We start from the raw sequence: 23,258 nt of genomic DNA, 5'->3' as shown, positions 1-23,258 counted from the left end.
GGTTCGATCGGTCAACACCTAAAGAAGCCCACTTTTTCACGGAGTTGTCAGCGGATATCGCTTCGCCGGTTTTTGCGTCTCCCACCAAAGCCGGCGATGGGATATGAGGGGCGGCGGCCGGCGCGTCTGGATGACAGAGGCTTAAGGCTCCCCCCTGTTCTGGCAGCGTCATCAGGCTCTTGCCCGGTTGCGCGCCGATTGCCGAGTGAAAGCATGACCGACCGAAAGCCTGTGGCCGATCTGACCGAAGCCGATGCCAAGGAGGAGCTGGCCTTTCTGGCGGCCGAGCTTGCCCGGCACGATGCGCTCTATCATGGGCAGGATGCGCCGGAGATTTCGGATGCCGACTATGATGCGCTGAAGCGGCGCAATCAGGCGATCGAAGAGCGTTTTCCCGCGCTGAAGCGGCCGGATAGCCCTGAGGGGCGGGTCGGGGCCGCACCCTCGGGGCTCTTTGCCCCGGTTACCCATGCGCGGCCGATGCTCTCGCTCGACAATGTGTTTTCCGACGAGGATGTCCGGGACTTCATCGGCAGCGTCTATCGCTTCCTCGGTCAGATGCCTGATGGATCGATTGCCTTTACTGCCGAGCCGAAGATCGACGGGCTGTCCATGTCGCTGCGCTATGAAAATCGGCAGCTGGTGACGGGCGCCACGCGCGGCGATGGGACGACGGGCGAGAATGTCACCGCCAATATCCTGACCATCGCCGAAATTCCCAAGAGCTTGCCATCAGATGCGCCCGATGTGGTGGAGGTACGCGGCGAGGTCTATATGGCCAAGAGCGACTTTCTCGCACTGAATGCCCAGATGGAGGCCGAGGGGCGGCAGACCTATGTCAACCCGCGCAACACAGCGGCCGGCTCGCTGCGCCAGCTCGATGCGAAGATCACCGCCACGCGCAAGCTGCGCTTCTTCGCCTATGCCTGGGGCGAGATGTCGTCCCTGCCGGCTGAGACACAATATGAGATGGTCGCGGCGCTCGGGCGCTGGGGCTTCAAGATCAATCCGCTGATGAAGCGTCTCTCCTCGATCGAGGCGATCCTCGCCCATTACAGGGAGATCGGCCTTGCCCGGCCCGACCTCGATTACGATATCGACGGTGTGGTCTACAAGGTCGACCGGCTGGACCTGCAGGCCCGACTCGGCTTCCGCTCCCGCTCGCCGCGCTGGGCGACGGCGCATAAGTTTCCCGCCGAGCAGGCCTTCACCCATCTCACCGCCATCGACATCCAGGTCGGCCGCACCGGCGCGCTGACCCCGGTGGCGCGGCTGACGCCGGTCACCGTCGGCGGCGTGGTCGTCACCAATGCGACGCTGCACAATGAGGATTACATCAAGGGCATCGGCAATGCCGGCCAACCGATCCGCGAGGGCCGCGATATCCGCGTCGGCGACACCGTGATCGTCCAGCGCGCCGGCGATGTCATTCCCCAGATCGTCGACATCGTCCTTGAGAAGCGGCCTGATGACGCCGTCCCCTTCGAATTTCCCAAGGTCTGCCCCGTCTGCGGCAGCCATGCCATGCGCGAGAAGAACGAGAAGACCGGCAAGCTCGACAGCGTCACCCGCTGCACCGGCGGCTTCGTCTGCCGCGCCCAGGCGGTCGAACATCTCAAGCATTTCGTCTCGCGCAATGCTTTCGACATCGAGGGTCTCGGGGCCAAGCAGATCGACTTCTTCTTCGAGGCGGAAGACCCGGCGCTCGCCATCCGCACCGCGCCCGATATCTTCACGCTGGAAAAGCGCCAGCAGGGCTCTCTGACCAAACTGGAAAACATCGATGGCTTCGGCCGTGTCAGCGTGCGCAAGCTGTTCGAAGCGATCAACGGTCGCCGTCAGGTGGCGCTGCATCGCTTCATCTATGCGCTGGGCATCCGCCATGTTGGCGAGACCAATGCCAAGCTTTTGGCCCGCTCCTATGGCGATTATGACAGCTTCGCCGCCGCGATGATGGCCGCAGAGCCAGGCTCGGAGGCCTGGGAGGATCTGAACCGGATCGAGGGCATCGGTGAGGTCGTGGCCCGAGCCGTCGTCGAATTCTTCCATGAGCCGCGCAATCTCGACGTGGTCGGCCGCCTGCTTCAGGAAGTCACGCCCCTGCCCGCCGAGCAGCCAACCGCCAGCGCCTCGCCCGTCTCGGGCAAGACGGTGGTCTTCACCGGCAAGCTGGAGAGGATGACGCGCGACGAGGCCAAAGCCAGCGCCGAACGGCTGGGCGCGAAGGTCTCCGGCTCGATCTCGGCCAAGACGGACTATCTCGTGGCCGGCGCCGATGCCGGCTCCAAGCTCGACAAGGCGCGCGGGCTCGGCGTCACCGTGCTCACTGAAGACGAATGGCTGGACATGACGGCCGGCTGAGCCTTTTGTCGAAAACAGCATCGTTGCGCCAAGGGGTTCGGCCCCGCAATTGCCTTTGGCCGTTACAGGCGATAGGCAGGCGGCAGAACAAGCGGACCCCGAACAGGCTCCGCCTGTCGATCGACCGCCCTTGATGGGTACCAAGCGGACCGGAGGGGTCACCATGGAAGTGATCAACAACATTGCCGCCCTACGCCAGCGGCTGATGATCCAGCGCAAGACCGGCCGATCCATCGGCTTCGTGCCGACAATGGGTTATCTGCATCAGGGCCATACGGAGCTGGTGCGCCGCGCACGAGCCGAAAACGATCTCGTGGTGGTCAGCCTCTTCGTCAATCCGCTGCAGTTCGGCGCGGGCGAAGATCTGGATCAATATCCGCGTGATCTCGACCGCGACGTCGCCCTCTTGACGGACAACCAGGTGGACATTCTCTTCGCCCCTGGTGTGGAGGAGATGTATCCCCGGCCGATGGCAACCGTGGTCGACGTGCCCGCGCTGGGCGCGATTCTGGAGGGCGAGGCGCGCCCCGGTCATTTCGCCGGCGTCGCCACCGTCGTCACCAAGCTTTTCAACATCGTCCAGCCGCGCCGGGCCTATTTCGGCCAGAAGGATTTCCAGCAGCTCCAGCTCATCCGCCGGATGGTGGAGGATCTGGCCCAGCCGGTGGAGGTGATTGGCGTGGAAACCGTGCGCGAGGCCGATGGGCTCGCCTGCTCCTCGCGCAATGTCTATCTTTCCACCGACGAGCGCCGCGCCGCGCTCATTCTCCCACGTACGCTGGATGAGGCCGGTCGCCTGATGGCTCAAGGCGTGCAGGATGTCGATGCGCTTGAGACGGCGCTAGCGGATTTCATTCGGTCGGAGCCGCTCGCGCGTCCGGAGGTGGTGGCCATCCGCGACCCCGATAGCCTGGCCAAGCCGGAGCGGCTGGGAGAAGGCCCGGTCCTGCTGCTGCTTTATGTGCGCGTCGGCAGCACAAGGCTGCTCGACAACCGGGTCTATCATCCCGCCTCCTTGCTCGAAGCGGTGGCCTGAGCCTTGAGCGTTCAGGCAAAGGTGCGGCGCGTGACGCCCTTGATGCTCTCCATGCTGAAGGGCCAGCGGCCTATCGTGAGCCTGACCGCCTATACGACCCCGATCGCCCGGCTACTCGACCCGCATGTCGACCTGCTGCTGGTCGGCGATTCGCTCGGCATGGTGCTTTACGGCATGGAGTCGACGCTCGGCGTGACGCTGGAGATGATGATCGCCCACGGCCAGGCCGTCATGCGCGGCAGCCAGACGGCCTGCGTGGTGGTGGACCTGCCCTTTGGCAGCTATCAAGCCTCGAAGGAACAGGCGTTCCTGAGCGCCGCGCGGGTGATGAAGGAGACCGGCTGCAGCGCCGTCAAGCTGGAAGGCGGCGCGGAAATGGCCGAGACCGTGGCCTTTCTCACCGCGCGCGGCATTCCCGTGCTCGGCCATGTCGGCCTGATGCCGCAGCTGGTCAACACGGCAGGCGGCTATCGCTCGCTTGGCCGCAACGACAAGGAAGCCGAAACGATCCGCCGCGATGCCAAGTCCATCGAGGCGGCGGGGGCCTTCGCCATCGTCATCGAAGGCACCATCGAGCCGCTGGCGCGCGCCATCACCGAAAGCCTGACCATCCCCACCATCGGCATTGGCGCATCGCCGGCCTGCGATGGGCAGATCCTGGTGTCCGACGACATGCTCGGCCTGTTCAGCGACTTCACGCCGCGCTTCGTCAAGCATTTCGCAACGCTCGGCCCGCAGATTTCGGCGGCAGCCGCCGCTTATGCGGACGAGGTGAAGGCCCGCACCTTTCCCGCGATCGAGCACACGTTCCAGCCGCGCGCCGCCGCCTTGCCGGACAGCGATCAGAAATGACGGCTTGCGCCGGCGCTGAACAGCGCGCAGAAACGCGCGTCTTCTCCACAAGGTTTCTCTGGCATGGCTGAAACGCTCCGGGACGAATTCTGGCAGGGCGCCAGAAAGGCGCTGCCGGCCATTCTCTCGGCTTCGCCCTTCGGCGCTCTTTTCGGGGCGCTGGCGGTCGACAATGGCCTTTCGATCACCGACGCGATGCTGATGAGCCTGACCGTCTTTGCCGGCGCCAGCCAGATGGTGGGCATCGAGCTCTTCGGCCAGAAGGTCCAGCCCTGGCTGATCGTGCTCTCCGTCTTCGCGGTCAATTTCCGGCTGGTGCTCTATTCGGCCTCGATCGCCCGGCATATCCAGCATTTCAGCCGGCTCCAGAAGGCCTTTGGCCTGTTTCTGCTCACGGATCCCCATTATGCCGAAACCGAGCGGCGGGCGGACGAACGCGGCCGGGTGCGCTTCGCTTGGTTCATCGGCTATGGCATCGCGCTTTATGTGCCTTGGCAGGTGGCCACGGCGCTCGGCGCCGTCTTTGCCGGTCTCATCGGCAATCCCGCAGCGATCGGCCTCGACGTTCTGCTGCCGATCTATTTCCTGTCGCTGCTGATGGGCTTTCGCAAGCGGCGCAACTGGCTGCCCGTGGTCGCCGTCTCCTCGGTGGTGTCGATCCTGGCGCTGAAGGTCGTCGGCTCGCCCTGGCACGTCTCGATCGGCGCGCTCGTCGGCATGGTACTGTCGGCATGCTTGCCGCTGCCTGTCGAAGGCGATGAGGCGCCCGCAGCGGACGCACAAGGCCGGCGGGAGGCAAACTGATGGGCGGTTTCGATCTCGGCTATGCACCCGTCGTGCTCATGGCGGCGCTGGCGACCTATCTGACGCGCATTGGCGGCTATCTGCTCGTGCGCCGCTTCCAGCGGCTTCCACCGCGCCTGATGGCGGCGCTCGACGCCGTGCCGGCAGCCGTCTTGTCCACCCTTGTAGCGCCTGCGCTCATCACCGGCGGCCGCGATGCCGCCATTGCCATCGTCGTCGCCTTCCTCGCCGGCTTCCGGCTCGCGCCGGTGCCGATGCTGCTGGTCGGCTGGGCCGTGGTGATGGGACTGCGACATCTCGGACTTTGAAGGCGATGCCGCCATACGAATGGCCGCCGGCTTCGGCGCCCATCTTCTGCTGATCGGTGAACCGCCCTACGCCGGCAGCGGTTCCGTCGCCTGGATGAGCCAGGCCTTGGCCTTTTCATCCTCGATCAACGGCATCAGCTTCTCGCGCGTCTCCGCATGATAGGCGTCGAGCCAGGCGCGCTCTTCCGGCGAGAGCAGGCCGGGCACGATCAGGCGGCGATCGATCGGGCAGAAGGTGATGGTTTCGAAGCCGAGCATGGGGAGATCGCCGCCGTCGATCGGCGCTGCGGGCAAGGTGTGAATGACGTTTTCGATGCGGATGCCGAAGGCGCCGGGGCGATAATAGCCCGGCTCGTTGGATAGCAGCATGCCCGGCAGGATCTCCTGCATGCCGGCGCGGGAGATGCGTTGCGGCCCTTCATGGACGGAAAGATAGGAGCCGATGCCATGGCCGGTGCCATGGGCGAAGTCGACGCCGGCCTTCCACAGCGTGATGCGCACGAGCGGATCGAGCTCCACGCCACGTGTGCCCTTGGGGAAACGCGCTGTCGAGAGCGCGATCATGCCCTTGAGCACCAGCGTGAACAGGCGCTTTCCCTCGTCCGGCGGTGTGCCGATGGCGACGGTGCGGGTAATATCGGTGGTGCCGTTGACATATTGCCCACCGGAGTCGATCAGAAACAGCGTGCCGGCTTCCAGCGGCGCGTCGCTTTCATGGGTGACGCGGTAGTGCATGATCGCCGCATGGGCGCCGGCGCCGGCAATGGTGTCGAAGGAAATGTCTTTCAGCGGGTTCTGCATCCGCTGGCCTGCCGCGATGCGGCAGGCTTCGAGCTTCTCGACTGCCTGGATCTCCGTCACGCTTCCCGGCGCCTGCGCATCCAGCCAGGTGAGAAACTCGACCATGGCGGCGCCATCCTGCAGATGCGCACGGCGCGCGCCTTCAAGCTCCACCTCGTTCTTAACAGCGCGCGGCAGACGGGCCGGATCCGCGCCTTCGACCACCATGCCCCCTTCGGCCCGGATCAGCTCGGCCACGGCGTAGGCGGCGTGGTCGGGATCGATCATCAGCGCGCCGCTTTCGCGCGCTAACGCGCCGACGCGCTCCAGAAAGGAAGCCGGCGGCGCGATGGTGGCGATCTGGGTCAGATAGGCCTTGGCCTCGATATCGAGCTTGCGCGCATCGATGAAGATTTCCGCCACGCCTTCGTCGGTGATCACCGCGCGGGCCAGCGGATTGGGCGTGTGCGGCACATCGGCACCGCGCAGATTGAAGATCCAGGCGATCGACTGCGGATCGGTGACGAGAAGGGCTGTCGCGCCGGCCTTAGCGGTGGCTTCGGCCATCTCGGCGATCTTATCGCGGGCGAGCTTGCCGGCATGGGCGTCCGTCTGAATGATCACGCGCCCCATCGGCTCGGCTGGCCGATCAGTCCAGAGCCTATCAAGCGGATTGGCCTTAAGCAGAACCAGGCTGCCGCCGTGCTTTTCCAGCGCGGCCTTGAGCTTACGCACCTCCGCGCCCGTATGCAGCGCGGGATCGATGGCAAGTCGCAGTCCATCGGGCGCATGACGCTCCAGCCAGAGATGCGGCGGCTCGCCGATGAGATCGCCGCCTTCGAACACCTCGCCATCCACCTGCTGGGCGAGCTGGGTCACATAGCGCCCATCGACAAAGACGATCGCCCGCTCCGGCAGAATCAGCGCCATGCCGGCCGATCCGGTGAAGCCGGTGAGCCAGGCCAGACGCTCGGCACAGGCCGGCACATATTCGCCCTGATATTCATCGGCACGCGGCACAAGGAAACCATCCGCACCGGCTTGCGCCAGATGCGCACGCAGTGCGGCCACCCTCTCCTTCCCGAATTGCGGCGTGGAGGTGACATCGAAGGACTGATACATGATGAGCTTCCCGGATGGTGCAGCGCAGGCAAGATCCGCCTGCGTGTGAAGAGCCGCCAGGCATGCAGGGCGCGCGGCGGCGAGTCGCCCGCAGACTACTGCATCGCCATGCAAATCCCAATCTTCACGAAACACCAGCGGTTCGCCTTACGCATGGCAGGCCGTCGATGAGCCGCCACGATCCGCACCCTGTCTTGGCGCTGTCTTAGGAGACGCCCGTCCCCGCCGAGCTCTGTCGCAAGCGAGATCAGCCTGAATGGACGGCTGCACCCTGTACGAAAACAGCCTGATCGCGACAATGTCACAGCCTCTGCAACCGCCTCATTGACGATCAAAATCAAATCGTTTTGACAAGAGGTCGATGGTGCATGGCTCCCATGCCCGGCAGATGACTTCTTTTTGCCATCCAAAGCGCTAAGAGTGCGCCCAGAACGGAAGCAGCGATCCGCTGACGTTCCGCCTATGCTGCTTTTGGCAGCATCAGTCTGTGTGGTCCGATTTCCTGTGGGAAGCCTTCTCCTCCTCCCTCGGGCTTTTCACGGGCGGCCACCAGGGTCCGCTTGAGCGTCCTCCTCCTTCAGCTCGCGGACAGGTCGGTTATCCGACCGGCGGGTGGCGTCTTCACGCCACCCGCCACCTCCTCCCTGAAAAGGTCAATGCTGGATGCGAGAGCGCCAACTGCCTGTATCCTGATGCGTTCTGCTGCGCGGTACGGACACATCAGGCGAAGCCTCTAGCCGTTCCCGGCCAGAAGCCGCGCGGCAGCCGCGCGTGCCTCTTCGGTGATCGAGGCGCCTGCGAGCATGCGGGCGATTTCCTCTCGCCGGGCATCTTCGTTCATGCGGGCAACGCGGGTTGCGATACGGTCGCCCTGCCCCTCGCTCGGCCCCTTGGAAATCAGCAGATGGGTGGCCGCCCGCGCGGCGACCTGCGGCGCGTGGGTGACGGAGAGAACCTGCACGCGAGCCGACAGGCGCTTCAGCCGCTGGCCAATGGCATCGGCCACCGCGCCGCCCACCCCCGTATCGATTTCGTCGAAGACCAAGGTCGGGGCCGAACCGCGATCAGCGAGCGCCACCTTCAGCGCCAGGAGGAAGCGCGAAAGTTCACCGCCAGACGCCACCTTCATGATCGGTCCGGGCCGAGTGCCGGGATTGGTCTGCACGTGGAACTCAACGAGATCGATGCCTTCGGCCGCCGGGACCGATGCGTCGGTCTTCACCTCGACGGTGAACCGCGCCCGCTCCAGCTTCAGCGCCGGCAGTTCGGCCATGACAGCCTCAGAAAGCGCCGTGGCGGTGTCGTGGCGCTTGCTGGACAGGGCAAGCGCCGCCGCATCATAGGCCGCGCGCGTTTCCGTCACGTCGGCCTCGAGCTGGCGCAGCTTTTCCGCGCCCGCATCGAGATCGGCGAGGCTTGAGACCATGCGCATGGCAAGCGCCGGCAGTTCACTGACGGGAACGGAATATTTGCGAGCGGCGGCGCGCAAAGCAAAAAGCCGCTCCTCCACCCGCTCCAGTTCCTTCGGGTCATATTCGGTTTTGCGGAGCGCTGCTTCCACGGCCATTTGCGCATCGGACAGATGATTCAGTGCCGTGTCGAGAAAGGTCACCGTCTCCTCGAGCAGACCCGGCGCTTCGTGGCTCTTACGCTCCAGCCGGCGCACCAGCGAGGCGATCTGCGGCACTGGGGAGGAATGGCCGTTGAGAAATTCGCTCGCCTCGTTGATGTCGACGGCGATGCGCTCGGCCTTCATCATCCGGGCGCGGCGTTCGGCCAGTTCGTCCTCTTCGCCATCGAGCGGGCTAAGCGCCTCAAGCTCCTCAACGCTTGAGCGGATATAATCGGCCTCGCGCGCGGCGGCCTCGACCTTTTCTCGATGCTTCTTGAAGGCGCGCTCGCTGTCGCGCCAGCTGCGGAAGAGGCTAGCCACCGCCTCGCCGTCCCGCTGCAAGGCGCCGAAGGCATCGAGCAGCATGCGATGGGCATCGGCATCCACCAATGCGCGGTCATCATGCTGGCCGTGGATTTCCACTAGCAGCTGGCCCGCTTGGCGCAGCAGCTGAACGGAAACAGGCTGGTCGTTGATATAGGCCTTGGTGCGGCCATCGCCCGATTGCACGCGGCGGAAGATCAGGTCGCCATCATCATCGATGCCATTGTCGCGCACGAAGGCGCGGGCTGGATGATCGACCGAGACATCGAACACCGCCGTGACCTGGCCGCGCTCGGCGCCATGACGCACCAGCGAACCATCGCCACGTCCGCCAAGCGCGAGCGAAAGGCTGTCGAGCAGAATCGACTTGCCTGCACCGGTCTCGCCGGTCAAAACCGAGAGGCCGGCGTCGAAGGAAAGATCGAGCCGTTCGATAAGAACGATATCGCGGATCGAAATCTGAGAGAGCATCCGCCGGTCTGAAGGTTAGGCGCCGATCAGGTTCTTGCCAGCGCGGGAAATCCAGGAGCCGCCATTTTCGCGCGGTTCCAGGCCGTTGCCCTGCAAAAGCTTGTACGAGTCGGCATACCACTGGCTATCGGGATAGTTATGGCCGAGCACCGCCGCCGCCGTCTGCGCTTCGGAGGTGACGCCCATGGCAAAATAGGTTTCGACCAGGCGCGCCAGCGCCTCTTCGACTTGATTGGTGGTCGGATATTGCTCGACCACCGTGCGGAAGCGCGAGGCCGCCGCCAGATATTCCTTGCGTTCGAGATAGTAGCGCCCGACCTGCATTTCCTTGCCGGCCAGCTGATCCTTGGCGAAGCGCAGCTTGGCGCGTGCATCCTCGACATATTCGCTTGTCGGGTACTTATCGATGACGGTTTGCATCGCCTCGATGGTCTTGAACGCCGGCTTCTGGTCCTGCGTCACCGTCGGGATCTGCTTGGAATAGGCGAGCCCGACGATATATTGCGCATAGGCCGCGTCTTCCGACTGCGGATAAAGATTGAGATAACGCGTGGCAGCGGTGATCGCGTCCTGCGACTGACCGTTGCGATAGGCCACGAAGGCCTTCATCACCAGCGCCTTGCGGGCATATTCGGAGAAGGGATGCTCGCGGTCGATGGCGTCGAACTTGCGCGCCGCTTCCGTCGTCTTGCCGGCATTGAGATTGGCCAAGCCCTGGCGATAGAGCACATCCGGCGGATCGGTGTCTGCCTTCAGCTTGGTGATGTCGATATCGGGATCGTTTTGGCACGCGGACAGAAGCAGGCCGCTCAGGCCGAGGGAGAGCGCGATCATACCGCCGCGCGCCAGCTTCTTCAGTCCGAAGTGGTGTGCAAAGTCCATCAAAACATTCCCGTTATCCGGCAGATGCCCCGCTGCCGCCCATGACTCATGACCCCGGCGCCGGCAAGACCTGCCAGTTCGAGACACGCGGCCAGGCACTTAGCCCCACCCTCTTCAAAGCCGCCGAGCGCGGACCCGCCAGTGCCCAAGGCGCCCTCGCCTCCAGCGCCTCTGCCCCCGTGCAACCGACGCACAGGACACGAGCTCCCTTTTCGACCTGCCGTGAGAAGCTTCGCCTAAGCTCTTAAGCCAAAGCGCACCACGTCCGCAATGTCCTGATGATGGATTAACGCTTTTTTGTGGCATGTCCATCGCAAAAGGCGGGGCGGTGCGCATGGTCAAACTGCTTGCGCAGAAGGCTCCGCACCTGCGGAGCCCCTTCATCTAACCTGCTGTTTTCTCATGAGACCGGCGCAGCGCACCGCCGCCTATCAGGCCGAAACGGAGGCCGCTGCCGCCAGAACCGGCTCGCGCAGGATGCGGGCGCGGTTGGGAACGCTTTCGACGATCTCATAGGCCGTCGGATCGCTCATCAGCGCCTTCAAGGCATAGGCATTCATCTTGTGGCCGCCGCGATAGGAGCGATAGATTCCCACGAACGGCATGCCCGCCAGTGCCAGATCGCCCACGGCGTCCAGCGTCTTGTGGCGTACGAACTCGTCGCCCTGGTAGCGCAGGCCCTCGACATTGATCACGGTGTTGTCGTCCGAAATCACGACGGAATTTTCCAGCGAAGAACCGAGGCCGCGGCCCGCGGCCCACATCCGCTCGACATCGCGCATGAAGCCGAAGGTGCGCGCCCGCGAAAGCTCGCGCTTGAAGGTGGCGGGCGTTATGTCGCCCTTCCAGGACTGGCGGCCGATCAGCGGCGTATCGAAATCGATGTCCACCTCGAAGCGCATGACGTCATGCGGCAGGAATTCGGACCAAGATGCGCCATGTTCGATGCGCACCGGCTTGAGCACGCGGATCACACGGCGCTTCACCGCAAGCGCCTTCAGACCAACCTGCTCGATGGCTTCGAAGAAGGGCGCGGAGCTGCCATCCATGATCGGCATTTCGCCGCCCTGGACCTCGACGATCAGATTGTCGACGCCGATGGCATAGAGCGCGGCCATCACATGTTCGATCGTGGCGATCGCGGTGGCTGGGGAAAAGCCCAGAACGGTGCAGAGATCGGTGTTGCCGACATTGACTGACACGGCGCGAAATTCGCTGAGCAGCGTCTGGCCGTCCATGCGCTGGAAGACGATGCCGCTATCGGCCTCCGCCGGCAGGAAGGTGATGGAGACGCCTGCGCCGGAATGAACGCCGGTTCCAGACAGGGTAACCGCCTGTGCGATCGTGGTCTGGAAGCCCAAAGAACCGATTGTCATTCCCATACGCGTCATGCCTTCACTTCGCCGGCGTGCACCGCCGTACCATGTTGTCTCTCTTGACCGTTGCCCGTCTCGGGGCCACAGCCTGCCTGCGCCGGGACCACTGATCTGTCCCGCCACTGCGCACGATACCGATGACCGGAGATCGCGAACCAAGCTCTTGCGCGGCGCCGCGATCGTGTGAAACGTCCTAAGCGTCTTGCCGGCCCGCCTCCGTCCCGTCGCTTAGCCCGCATGACGCGCGAGTCGCAACGGATCTTCGCCAGACCCTCGATCATGAAGATAGAGAGGGTACCGCGTCATTCCAAATCACTGTTTCTTTCGATTTGTTACGACTTTGCTACCGGCGTTAAACCCCTGTTCAGCAAGCACAAATGGAAAATGCCCGGGCAGTGTGCCCGGGCATTCGGCAAGGTGGAAGAAACGGTCGGGATCAGTTCGACTGACGGCGCAGGAAAGCCGGGATTTCGAGCTGATCATCTTCATGGCTGCGCGGCTGCGCGGCCATGCGACCGTGGTCATCCAGCGACCCGCGACGCGGGGCGTAGACGCTCGCTTCGGGCGAGAGGGGACGGCGCTGCTGCGAGGCGGCGCTCGGCGCTCCGGCCGTCATATCGGCCGAAACATTGTGTTCTTCGTCTTCGCGGCGGCCGAGCGAATTGGTGATCCGCTTGAGCAGGCCCATGGCGCCGCGTTCTTCGGCCTGCGGGGCCGGCTGGGCACGGCGTTCGGCCTCGGCCTTCACCATCGGCGGGAAGTCCTCGACCTTGGGCATGCGCACCGGCTCGGGCATCGGCTGGCGCATCACCGGAGCGACGGGCTCCTGACGGGGCGCTTCATAACGCGGCGCCTGGGCGACAGGTGCGGCCGGCTGCTGGAAGACAGGCATCTCCGGGGCCGGAGCCGGTTGACGGAAGGCCTGCGGCTGTTCGGCCGGAGCTTGCTGCGCAAACAGACGGCTCTGCGGACGAAACTCCTCGGCAACGGGTGCCGGGGCTGCGGCGAGCTGTGCCGCGCGCTGCTGGATCAGAAGCTCGCGCTCGATCTCGGCTTCGCGGATCGCCTGGGCGACGGCATCCACCGGCTGGGGTGCCGGAGCAGCCGGCTGCTGCTGCATCACCGGAGCGGGCTGGGCAGCAATAGCGGCGGCGGGCGCGGCAGCCTGCGGCGCCGGAGCGGCCGGGCGGGCCGCCTTCTGCGCTACCGGACGAAAGCTGGCATTGCGATCGGCCACCTCCGCAGCCGTGCGATCGATGCCGGTCGCCACGACGGAGACGCGGATGATGCCTTCGAGGTCTTCGTCGAACGTGGCGCCGAGGATGATGTTGGCATCCGGATCGACTTCTTCGCGAATCCGGGTTGCGGCTTCATCGACTTCGAACAGCGTCAAGTCACGACCGCCGGTGATCGAGATCAGCAGGCCCTGAGCGCCCTTCATCGAGGTTTCGTCGAGCAGCGGATTGGCGATCGCAGCTTCGGCGGCGGCCATGGCGCGGCCTTCGCCCGATGCTTCGCCCGTGCCCATCATCGCGCGGCCCATCTCGCGCATCACCGAACGTACGTCGGCGAAGTCGAGGTTGATGAGGCCTTCCTTGACCATCAGGTCGGTGATGCAGGCAACGCCCGAATAGAGAACCTGGTCGGCCATGGCGAAGGCGTCCGCGAAGGTCGTCTTGTCATTGGCGATGCGGAAGAGGTTCTGGTTGGGGATGACGATCAGCGTATCGACCGACTTCTGCAGCTCGGCGATGCCCTGCTCGGCGAGCCGCATGCGGCGCTGGCCCTCGAAATGGAACGGCTTGGTCACGACGCCGACAGTCAGGATGCCCTTGTTGCGGGCAGCCTGGGCCACGACGGGGGCCGCGCCCGTGCCGGTGCCGCCGCCCATGCCGGCGGTGACGAAGCACATATGCGTGCCGTTCAGGTGATCGATGATCTCATCGATGCACTCTTCGGCGGCCGCGCGGCCGACTTCCGGCTGCGAACCGGCGCCGAGACCTTCGGTGACGGCGACACCCATCTGGATGATTCGCTCGGCCTTGGTCATGGTGAGAGCCTGCGCATCGGTGTTGGCGACGACGAAGTCGACGCCCTGCAGGCCTGCGGTGATCATGTTGTTGACAGCGTTGCCGCCGCCGCCGCCGACACCGAAAACGGTGATGCGCGGCTTGAGCTCGGTGATGTCCGGCTTCTGCAAGTTGATGGTCATTTACCCGTTCCTTCCTTTTACCTGGCCGCCTTGCCGAGCCGGCCAAATCTGGTTCAACGTAACAGTCCGTTCCCGCGCGAAGCTTGCGTCACGATTGCGCGGCCTTACGAACGCCGTCAGAAACTTTCTTTCAGCCATTGCCCGACACGGGCGATGCGGCTGTTGTTCCCCGCCAGCGAGGCGATCAGACCGCCTTGCGCCGCATGGGTTTCGAGGTCGGCGACCTGCGGATAGATCATCAGGCCGACGGCTGCGGAAAAGGCCGGGCCCTTGGCTGCGGCCGGCAGGCCGGAAATGCCGAGCGGGCGACCGATTCGCACATTGCGCGCCAGAACGCGCCGCGCGGCGTCCGCCAATCCGGTCAGCTGGCTGGCCCCACCGGTCAGCACCACGCGCTTGCCGACGATCGGCGAGAAACCCGAGCGCTGGATTCTGTCGCGAATCAGTTCCAGCGTTTCCTCGACGCGGGCGCGAACGATTCGCGACAGCAGCGCGCGCGGCACGTGAGTCGGCTGGTCGCGCTCGTCTTCGCCGATCGGCGGCACGCTGACCATTTCGCGCTCGTCGGCGCCGTTCGGCATGGCCGAGCCATGGACGACCTTCAGCCGCTCCGCATCCTCGATTCGCGTCGACAGGCCGCGCGCGAGGTCGGTGGTGATGTGATGCCCGCCCAGCGAGACCGCATCAGCATGAACTAGGCGCCCTTCGGCAAAGACCGAGATCGTCGTGGTGCCGCCGCCGAGATCGATGGCGGCGCAGCCAAGCTCGACCTCGTCATCGACGAGCGTCGCCAGACCACTGGCATAGGGCGTCGCAACCAGCCCCTCGACCGAGAGATGCGCGCGGTTGACGCAGAGTTCGAGATTGCGCAGCGCCGCCCGCTCGGCCGTCAACATGTGGATATCGACGCCGAGCACATCGCCGAACATGGCGAGCGGATCACGGATGCCGCGTTCGCCATCGAGCGAATAGCCTGTCGGCAGCGAATGGAGGATCATGCGGTCCTGACGCTGCGACCGCTGAGCGGCGGCCGCGAGCACGCGCTTGAGATCCGCCTGATCGACCTCCTGGCCGCCCAGGTCGATCGTTGCGGTGTAGATGTCGCTTTGCAGACGGCCGGCGGAGATATTGACGATCAGGCTGTCGATCGTCAGGCCCGCCATGCGCTCCGCTGCATCGACGGCCAGACGGACCACGCTTTCCACTTCGTCGAGATCGGCGATCACGCCGTTCTTCATGCCCCGAGACTTGTGATGGCCGAGCCCGATGATCTCGATATGATGGGTGCGGTGCGGCAGGATCTGGCTTTCCTCGCGCGGGGTCAGCCGCCCGATCATGCAGACGATCTTGGTCGAGCCGATATCCAGCACGGAGACGATCTGCGTGCGCTTGGACGAAAGCGGCTTCAGCCGTGGCAGGCCGAAATGGGAGGACCCGAAGACACTCATAGGGCGCTCTCCTGCTTTTCGAGCTTGATCAGTTGTTTGTTGCGGGCTTCCAGCAGCGTCTGGCGCCGGGCGGCGGCCTCTGCCGTCAGCTGGATGGTGGTGCGGTCTTCCAGGCGCAGATCGACGGCCGCGATATCGCGCTCGAGAAGCTGCTGGCCCTCTTCCATCGTGCTGAGCACTTCCATGGCGCGCTCCAGGTCATGCTCGGGCAGCTTGACCGTCACGCCATTGTCCATGACCAGATCCCAGCGGCGCGCGGCGATGCGCACATAGGCCTTCACCCGCTTCTGGATCTCGGGCCACTGCGAAAAACGCTCGTAGAACTTGGCCGCCGCCGCTTCCGCGTCACGTCCGACGAAAAGCGGCAGGCCGGCGAATTTGTTGTCGCGCAGCGGTGCGATCACGCTGCCGCTTTTTTCGATCAGCGAGAGGTCGGTGCCATGCTGCCAGATGCCGAAGGCCTTGCGCTCCTTCAGGTTCACCTCGATCGTGCGCGGATAGACCTTGCGCACCGTCACATGCTCGACCCAGGGCATTTTCGCGATCTGATCGCGCGCCGTCTCCACATCGAGCGCCACCAGCGACGTCGTGCCGTCGAGGCCGATCTCCTGGAGAATGTCGATATCGGACGTCTGCTCGTTGCCGGCGATCTTCACATCCTCAATGGCGAAGCCTGCAGCCGAGGTGGTTGCCTGCGCCACAGCCTGGGCGTGCCCCCCCAGATGCATGCCATAGAAGCCGGTGGCGCCGAACAGGGCGACAGCACTGACCAGCCCCGTATAGGCCGGAAAATGAATGCGCCCCGTGCACAGACACAGGAGAAAACGGGTCATGCGGCGCAAGGGGCGCGGCAGGACGAACTTGTCGTCCGGCTCCACCATATCGGACGCGCGCAGCCGCGATGCCCTTCGCCTCTTCAACGCAAACACGATGCGTCCTCCACCAACCAGCTCAAGAATTTACCGAAGGGCATGCCGGCATATGCCGCGATTTCCGGAAGCAGTGAGGTCGGTGTCATGCCCGGCTGGGTGTTGACTTCCAGCCAGATCAATTCGCCCGATCCACCCTCCCGATCATCCAGGCGGAAGTCGGAGCGGCTGGCGCCCCGGCACCCGATTGCCCGATGCGCCTTAACGGCCAATTCTTGAACAGTTTGGTAAATTTCTGGTAAAATCCGGGCTGGCAGAATATGTTCTGAACCGCCTTTTACATATTTAGAATCATAGTCGTAGAAGGCGTGGCCAAGCGGCACGATCTCGGTGACCCCCAGAGCACGCGCGTCATCGCCCGCGCCAATCACGCCACAGGTCAGTTCGCGACCGGCCACATAGCGTTCCGCCATGACCATGTCGCCATAGCGCCATTCCGGCGAGGAAACGACCTGGGGCGGATGGCTCTGATCTTCCTTGACGATGACGATGCCGAAGCTCGAGCCTTCGCGCACGGGCTTGATCACATAAGGCGGCGGCAGTGGATGCTCATGGCCGATCTCATGGCGGTTCAAAAGCTTGGAGGGGGCAATGGGAATGCCGGCCGCCGCCGCGACGCGCTTCGACTGGACCTTGTCCATGGCGAGTGCCGAAGCCAGTACGCCGGAATGCGTATAGGGAATCTCAAGATATTCCAGCACACCCTGAATGGTGCCGTCTTCCCCAAAGGGACCGTGAAGCGCATTGAACACCACATCCGGCTTCAGGTCGGCGAGCACAGAAGAGATATCGCGCGCAACATCCACGCGCGTGACGCGATAGCCTTCGGCCTCCAGTGCCGTGGCGCAGGCCTCTCCTGATGACAGGCTGACCGGTCGCTCGGACGAGAAGCCGCCCATCAGGACGGCAACGTGCTTGGCACTCATGAAAAGACTCCTGCCGGGCAGCACCGGCATCATGGCGGTTACCGCAGGCCTGGCGGCGAAACCGACTCAGATATCCTGCACTGCTGATAGAGCGCCCTTAAGGTTAATGAAGCGTTTACTATCGTTAACCTCTTGTCCTGTTTCAGTTCCTGGTCACGAAATTTCGTGAGCGAATTCGGTTTGACGCCCCCAATGACGCGCGGCTGGCGTTCACTTCTCGTCCGCGTCGCCCTCACATTCGACCAGACAACGCAATGCCGCAGCGCACCTAAAAGTGCACCGCAAAAGTCGTATTTATTGGTTTCACAGCCGCGGCGATTGGGATAAGAGACGCCAAAGCCCAAGTTTATATGCCCCCTCATTATCTCCGTTTGGATCAACCCATGAGCAACACGATCTCTTCCGTGTCTCAGGAAACGGCCTCTTCTGGCGCGCGCAGCAATTCGGCCGCACGCGTTCTGCTGGCCAGCCTGATCGGCACGACCATCGAATTCTTCGATTTCTACGTTTATGCGACGGCCGCCGTTCTGGTGTTTCCGAAGATCTTCTTCCCGGCAAGCGACCCGACCTCCGCTTTGCTCGCCTCGTTCGCGACCTTCTCCATTGCCTTCTTCGCCCGACCGCTCGGCGCGATCGTCTTCGGCCATTTCGGTGACCGTGTCGGCCGCAAGACGACACTGGTCGCAGCACTTTTGACCATGGGCGTGTCGACCGTGGTCATCGGCCTGGTTCCTTCCTACGAATCGATTGGGGTGCTGGCGCCGCTGCTGCTCGCCGTCTGCCGCTTCGGCCAGGGCTTCGGTCTTGGCGGAGAATGGGGTGGCGCGGTGTTGCTGGCGACGGAAAACGCCCCTCCCGGCAAGCGCTCCTGGTACGGCATGTTCCCGCAGCTCGGCGCGCCCGTCGGCCTGTTCCTGTCCTCCGGCTTCTTCTGGCTGCTGCTGCATGTCATGTCGCAGGATGCGCTGTTGAGCTGGGGCTGGCGAATCCCCTTCGTCGCCTCGATCGTGTTGATCGCCGTCGGCCTCTGGGTGCGCCTGTCGATCACCGAGACGCCGGACTTCCAGAAGGCCATCGACAAGCATGAGCGCGTGGCCGTTCCGGTCGCCGAACTCTTCCGCAACCACAAGCGCTCGATCGTACTCGGCACCTTCGTCGCGCTGGTCACCTTCGTGCTGTTCTATATCGGCTCGGCCTATCTGCTCTCCTACAACACCAAGGTCTTGGGCATTCCGTTCCTGGATGCGCTCGAAGTGCAGCTGTTCGGCGCGGTCATCTTCGGCATCGCCATTCCGATTGCCGGCAAGATGGCTGAGAAGCTAGGGCGCCGCGAGGTGTTGATCGCTACCACGGTCGCCATCGGCCTGTTCTCCTTCCTGGTTCCGGTGCTGCTGGCTGGCGCGCTGTCTGGCGTCTACATGTTCGTCCTGATCGGCATGTTCCTCATGGGCATGACCTATGGGCTGATCGGCACCGCGCTCGCCGCCCCCTTCCCGACTCGTGTGCGCTATACCGGCTCGTCGATCACCTTCAACTTCGCCGGCATCTTCGGCGCCTCGCTGGCGCCCTACATCGCCACCTATCTGCAGGCAACTTACGGCATGGCCTATGTCGGCTACTATCTCGGCATCGCCGCTCTGATCACGCTCGCCTGTATCCTGCTCTCGGGCAAGGACGAGGTCTGACGGATTTTTGGGCGCACGGCAAAAAACCAACGCCGCCTCTCATACCCAATCAAAGAAAAGCCCGCGAAATCGATGATTTCGCGGGCTTTTTATTCTGCGGGCGGAAGCTGCCTGTGGCGGCGCTCCTGCCATTCCTGCCACCAGATCGCACCCCAGACGGTCGCCGCGATCAAGACGGGAAGAATATAGAGATAGAATGCGAGAGCGACTGTCATGGTCTCAGCTTTCCAAGGACACGTCTTGCCGCAAAATGTAAGATCAAAGCGGTCAAAAGCCAAGTCATGGTCGATAGGGCAATCGGGAGGGAGAAGGCGGAGATCACGATCTGCCCGTTCGCCATCGACACGACAGGCGATATAAAACCAGCAGCGACGCATGCGGTCGACAGCCGATCGATCGCCGCAGCCGTCAGCTTTACACGTTCATTGTGAACGAGCGGCGGCAGCGTCGGGATCAACGATGCCGCCGCCTCGTCCTGCATCAGACCAGCGCCACGCCGAGGAATTCCTTGACCTCGTAGCCCGGCATGAATTTGCCGATCCGCTTGATCTCCCATTCCAGCTTCACGCCCGAATGCTCCATGACGCGCCGGCGCACCGTCTCGCCCAGATATTCGAGCTCAAAGCCGCTGGCCTGGCCGGTATTGATCATGAAATTGCAATGCATCGGCGACATTTGCGCGCCGCCGATCATCATGCCACGGCAGCCGGCCTCATCGATGAGCTTCCAAGCGGAGTGGCCCTCGGGGTTTTTGAAGGTCGAGCCACCCGTTTTCTCGCGAATCGGCTGAACGGTTTCGCGATGCTGGCGAACGGCGTCCATATCGGTGCGGATCTTGGCCTTGTCCTCGGGGTAGCCCTCGAAGATGGCGTGGGTGAAGATCAGGTCCTTCGGCGCGGAGGAATGGCGATAGGCATAGCCCATCTCCTCGCGCGTCAGCACATGGCGGTTGCCCTGCCGGTCGATGGCATGAACCTCGACAACGCGTTCGGCCGTCTCGCCGCCATTGGCGCCGGCATTCATCCGCAGAGCGCCGCCCACCGAGCCGGGAATGCCGTAATAGAAGAAGAAGCCGCCGATACCATGATCCAGCGTCATTGCAGCCAGGTTCTTGTCCGGGCAGATGGCGCCGGCCTTCACGCGGTTTTCGCCCACCAGCTCGACATCGCCAAAGCCCTTGGCCGAGAGCCGCACCACGACACCGGGAATGCCGCCATCACGCACCAGAAGATTGGAGCCGACGCCGACCACCATCAGCGGCACGTCTTCCGGCAGGAGCTTCAGGAAGGTCGCCAGGTCCTCGGCATCATGCGGCTGGAACATCAGCTCCGCCAGGCCGCCGGCGCGAAACCAGGTGACACGGTCCATCGGCGCATCGGGCGTGAGCCGTCCGCGCAGCGCGTTGACGCTGTCGCCCAGACACTCCAGGAGTTTCGTACCGTTCACCTGTTTCATTCTGTCTTGCCTGTCATGCCTGCCAATTCGCGAGGAAGCGCGGCAGCCCAGGACGTGATGCTACCGGCCCCCAAAAGAACCACGAAGTCCCCCGGCTGCGCAATGGTTGAAACGATGGGCGCAATTGCTTGCGGTCCATCGACAAAGCGCGCATCGCGGTGCCCGGCCGCTTTGATCCGGGTCACGAGTTCCTCGGAGCTGGCTCCTTCGATGGGTTCTTCGCCTGCCGAATAGACCGGCGCGAGCAGGATCGTGTCCGCGTCGTTGAAGCAGGCAGAGAAGTCTTCGAACAGGCTGTGCAGACGGCTGTAACGATGCGGCTGGTGGACCGCGATCACCCGGCCCTGACAGGCCTCGCGCGCCGCCTTCAAGACCGCCTTGATCTCGACCGGATGGTGGCCGTAATCGTCATAGATGCGGACATTGTTCCACTCGCCGGTGAAGGTGAAACGGCGTTTTACCCCACTGAAACCGGCAAGCCCGCGAGCGATCGCCTCTGGCGAAATGCCGAGCCGCTGGGCAACGGCAATCGCCGCCGTGGCGTTGGACACATTGTGCCGGCCGGGCATGGGCAGGCGCAGATCCTTCATCTCGATGATCTGGCCGGTGCGCCGGCGCCGGATCGAGATGTCGAAAATCGACGTCGCGCCGTCCATGCGAATATTGAGGAAGCGCACGTCGGCCTGCGGGTTCTCCCCATAGGTGATGACCTTGCGGTCCTCGATCTTGGCAACCATGGTCTGAACCTCGGGATGATCGAGGCACATCACGCCGAAGCCATAGAACGGCACGTTCTCGACGAATTGCCGGAAGGCCGTGCGAACGGCATCGAAATGGCCATAATGATCCAGGTGCTCCGGATCGATATTGGTCACAACAGCGATGTCGGCCGGCAGTTTCAGGAAGGTGCCGTCCGATTCGTCGGCCTCCACCACCATCCATTCGCCCTCGCCCATGCGGGCATTGGTGCCATAGGCATTGATGATGCCGCCATTGATCACGGTCGGGTCGAGCCCGCCGGCCTCCAGAAGCGCGGCGACCATGGACGTCGTCGTCGTCTTGCCATGCGTGCCGCCGATGGCGATCGCATTGCGGAAGCGCATCAACTCGGCCAGCATCTCGGCGCGGCGCACCACCGGCAGAAGCTTCTCGCGCGCAGCGATCAGTTCCGGATTGGTCTTCTTGATGGCGGTGGACACCACCACCACCTCGGCTTCGCCGAGATTGTCGGCCTGATGACCGACGAAGACATCGATGCCTTTGGCCCGCAAGCGCTGGACATTGGCGCTGTCGGACTGGTCGGAACCCTGAACCCTGTGACCGAGATTGTGCAGCACTTCGGCAATGCCGCTCATGCCGATGCCGCCGATCCCGATGAAATGGACCAGCCCGATGCTCTGCGGCAGTTTCATATGCGTTTTTCCTTGAATTCTGCAATCGGCATGCCGCCGGCCAGGGCTTCCACCAGATCGGCAAGAAGGTGCGCGGCATGCGGGCGACCGGCTTTTTTCGCATTGGCCGCCATAGCGGCCAGCGAGACGGGATCGTCCATGGCATTGGCGATGATGGCGCTGAGCTTCTCTGCGGAGAGCTCGGATTGGGCGATGACCTTGGCCCCGCCGGCTGCCGCCAGCATCTTCGCATTGGCGGCCTGGTCGTGATCGAGCGCGTGCGGATAGGGCACGAGAATTGCCGGGCGACCGATCACCGAGATCTCCGACACCGTCGAGGCGCCGGACCGGCAGATCACCAGATGGGCGCGGGCAATGCGCTCAGCCATGTCGGTGAAGAAGGGAGAGACGGCAGAGTCGAGCTCCAGGCGGGCCATGCAGCCGCGCACCATGTCCATATCCTCGGGCCGTGCCTGTTGCGTAACGACGATGCGCCGCCGCTTGGCATCATCCAACAGGCTGATGGCGCTGGGAATGGCCTTGGAAAAAAACTGCGCGCCCTGGCTGCCACCGAACACGACGAGCTGAAACGGATCCTCCGGCCCCGGCGCGACGAAGGGCACATTCGCGGCCTCAAGCACGGCTGGACGCACCGGATTGCCCGTGGTCACCGTTTTCTGGGCATAGGGACCTTCCGTCTCGGGCAGGAAGCCGCCGGCAATCGCAATCACGCGCGCGGCCAGCGCCTTGTTGGCCCGGCCCATCACGGCATTCTGCTCGTGCACCATGGTCGGAATCGACAAGCGGCTTGCCGCCATGACAGGTGGAACGGTGGGATAGCCGCCGAAACCGACCACAGCCCTGGGACGGATCTTGCGCATCAGTGCCTTGGCGGCGCGAAGGCCGCTCCACAAGGTCCAGAGCGCCTGTGCGGCCTTGATCGGATTCTTGGTCGAAACGGTGGCCGAGGGAACGACATGGACGGCAGCGGCGGGAAACTTGCCGGCGAAGCGCTCGGCACGGCTGTCGGTGACGAGATGGATCTCGTAGCCCCGCGCCGTCAGTTCATGCGCCAGCGCCTCGGCCGGAAACAGATGACCGCCGGTTCCCCCGGCGGCGAGCATGATAATGTCTTTGGTCATGATCGTTTCCTAGAGCAAATCGGGGAAAAGTGCGAAACGCTTTTGCATCCGGATTTGCGTAAAGACACAGGCATCGCCCGTCTTCACGACGGAGTGAAGCGATTTTTCTCCTGTCTCAGCCAGGAATACGAAAAATCGCCAT

The 23,258-nt window shown here is 63.7% G+C and carries 19 protein-coding genes; 6 read left to right on the top strand and 13 right to left on the bottom strand.

All coding sequences use genetic code 11. From position 1 onward, the window contains the following. Window positions 1-213 precede the first annotated feature (213 nt). From ligA to BMX61_RS13275, 5 genes are all read left to right on the top strand, one after another. Entirely contained in the window at window positions 214-2,361 is a 2,148-nt protein-coding gene (gene ligA / locus BMX61_RS13295; protein ID WP_075626707.1) for an NAD-dependent DNA ligase LigA, read from the top strand. Window positions 2,362-2,524: 163 nt separating this feature from the next. Then, window positions 2,525-3,397 carry a pantoate--beta-alanine ligase gene (panC, locus tag BMX61_RS13290; protein ID WP_075626706.1) on the top strand — a complete coding sequence of 291 codons (873 nt, stop codon included), beginning with the start codon at window positions 2,525-2,527 and terminating at the stop codon, window positions 3,395-3,397. Between the two features lie 3 nt (window positions 3,398-3,400). Beyond that, window positions 3,401-4,249, top strand: a complete 849-nt coding sequence (gene panB, locus BMX61_RS13285) for a 3-methyl-2-oxobutanoate hydroxymethyltransferase (protein WP_075626705.1) — start codon at window positions 3,401-3,403, stop codon at window positions 4,247-4,249. Between the two features lie 63 nt (window positions 4,250-4,312). Continuing rightward, window positions 4,313-5,053 (top strand): AzlC family ABC transporter permease, encoded by a 741-nt coding sequence (locus tag BMX61_RS13280; protein WP_075626704.1) that lies wholly within the window; start codon window positions 4,313-4,315, stop codon window positions 5,051-5,053. Further along, window positions 5,053-5,361, top strand: coding sequence for an AzlD family protein (locus BMX61_RS13275; RefSeq protein ID WP_075626703.1), 309 nt, complete (start codon window positions 5,053-5,055; stop codon window positions 5,359-5,361). Before BMX61_RS13280 ends, BMX61_RS13275 begins: the two co-directional genes overlap by 1 nt. A 66-nt stretch (window positions 5,362-5,427) precedes the next feature. Here BMX61_RS13275 and BMX61_RS13270 read toward each other — a convergent pair whose 3' ends face one another. From BMX61_RS13270 to BMX61_RS13235, 8 genes are all read right to left on the bottom strand, one after another. Then, window positions 5,428-7,263 (bottom strand): aminopeptidase P family protein, encoded by a 1,836-nt coding sequence (locus tag BMX61_RS13270; protein WP_075626702.1) that lies wholly within the window; start codon window positions 7,261-7,263, stop codon window positions 5,428-5,430. Between the two features lie 733 nt (window positions 7,264-7,996). Continuing rightward, complete coding sequence (gene recN, locus BMX61_RS13265; RefSeq protein WP_075626701.1) at window positions 7,997-9,670, bottom strand: DNA repair protein RecN; 1,674 nt, start codon at window positions 9,668-9,670, stop codon at window positions 7,997-7,999. A gap of 15 nt (window positions 9,671-9,685) precedes the next feature. Beyond that, the gene (locus tag BMX61_RS13260; RefSeq protein ID WP_234794680.1) at window positions 9,686-10,504 is read right to left on the bottom strand and encodes an outer membrane protein assembly factor BamD; all 819 of its coding nucleotides are present in this window, start codon (window positions 10,502-10,504) and stop codon (window positions 9,686-9,688) included. Between the two features lie 479 nt (window positions 10,505-10,983). Further along, the gene (gene lpxC / locus BMX61_RS13255) at window positions 10,984-11,928 is read right to left on the bottom strand and encodes a UDP-3-O-acyl-N-acetylglucosamine deacetylase (protein WP_075626699.1); all 945 of its coding nucleotides are present in this window, start codon (window positions 11,926-11,928) and stop codon (window positions 10,984-10,986) included. A 436-nt stretch (window positions 11,929-12,364) separates the two neighbouring features. Next, a complete protein-coding gene (gene ftsZ / locus BMX61_RS13250; protein WP_075626698.1) occupies window positions 12,365-14,140 on the bottom strand; it encodes a cell division protein FtsZ in 1,776 nt (591 codons plus the stop codon). A gap of 116 nt (window positions 14,141-14,256) precedes the next feature. Next, a complete protein-coding gene (gene ftsA / locus BMX61_RS13245) occupies window positions 14,257-15,588 on the bottom strand; it encodes a cell division protein FtsA (protein ID WP_075626697.1) in 1,332 nt (443 codons plus the stop codon). After that, the gene (locus BMX61_RS13240) at window positions 15,585-16,517 is read right to left on the bottom strand and encodes a cell division protein FtsQ/DivIB (protein WP_075626696.1); all 933 of its coding nucleotides are present in this window, start codon (window positions 16,515-16,517) and stop codon (window positions 15,585-15,587) included. The genes ftsA and BMX61_RS13240 overlap by 4 nt, the downstream gene beginning before the upstream one ends. Further along, window positions 16,505-17,443, bottom strand: coding sequence for a D-alanine--D-alanine ligase (locus BMX61_RS13235; RefSeq protein WP_075626695.1), 939 nt, complete (start codon window positions 17,441-17,443; stop codon window positions 16,505-16,507). Before BMX61_RS13235 ends, BMX61_RS13240 begins: the two co-directional genes overlap by 13 nt. 383 nt (window positions 17,444-17,826) lie before the next feature. On the opposite strand from BMX61_RS13235, the gene BMX61_RS13230 reads away from it, so the two are divergent. Continuing rightward, on the top strand, window positions 17,827-19,128 hold the full coding sequence (locus tag BMX61_RS13230; protein WP_075626694.1) for an MFS transporter: 1,302 nt from the start codon (window positions 17,827-17,829) through the stop codon (window positions 19,126-19,128). An 89-nt stretch (window positions 19,129-19,217) separates the two neighbouring features. On the opposite strand, the gene BMX61_RS25330 is transcribed toward BMX61_RS13230, so the two are convergent. Genes BMX61_RS25330 through murG form a run of 5 tightly spaced genes read right to left on the bottom strand, consistent with a single transcriptional unit; the run spans window position 19,218 to window position 23,116 of the window. After that, on the bottom strand, window positions 19,218-19,343 hold the full coding sequence (locus BMX61_RS25330) for a hypothetical protein (RefSeq protein ID WP_267890830.1): 126 nt from the start codon (window positions 19,341-19,343) through the stop codon (window positions 19,218-19,220). After that, window positions 19,340-19,609 (bottom strand): hypothetical protein, encoded by a 270-nt coding sequence (locus BMX61_RS13225; protein WP_075626693.1) that lies wholly within the window; start codon window positions 19,607-19,609, stop codon window positions 19,340-19,342. Before BMX61_RS13225 ends, BMX61_RS25330 begins: the two co-directional genes overlap by 4 nt. Continuing rightward, window positions 19,609-20,583, bottom strand: coding sequence for a UDP-N-acetylmuramate dehydrogenase (gene murB, locus BMX61_RS13220; protein WP_075626692.1), 975 nt, complete (start codon window positions 20,581-20,583; stop codon window positions 19,609-19,611). The genes BMX61_RS13225 and murB overlap by 1 nt, the downstream gene beginning before the upstream one ends. After that, window positions 20,580-21,995 (bottom strand): UDP-N-acetylmuramate--L-alanine ligase, encoded by a 1,416-nt coding sequence (gene murC / locus BMX61_RS13215; protein WP_075626691.1) that lies wholly within the window; start codon window positions 21,993-21,995, stop codon window positions 20,580-20,582. The genes murB and murC overlap by 4 nt, the downstream gene beginning before the upstream one ends. Beyond that, entirely contained in the window at window positions 21,992-23,116 is a 1,125-nt protein-coding gene (murG, locus tag BMX61_RS13210; RefSeq protein ID WP_075626690.1) for an undecaprenyldiphospho-muramoylpentapeptide beta-N-acetylglucosaminyltransferase, read from the bottom strand. The genes murC and murG overlap by 4 nt, the downstream gene beginning before the upstream one ends. Window positions 23,117-23,258: the final 142 nt, after the last annotated feature.

Source organism: Xaviernesmea oryzae, assembly GCF_900109605.1.
Taxonomy (GTDB): domain Bacteria; phylum Pseudomonadota; class Alphaproteobacteria; order Rhizobiales; family Rhizobiaceae; genus Xaviernesmea; species Xaviernesmea oryzae.
Note: the sequence above shows the minus strand (reverse complement) of the source record. Positions and strands in the feature narration are given on the sequence as shown.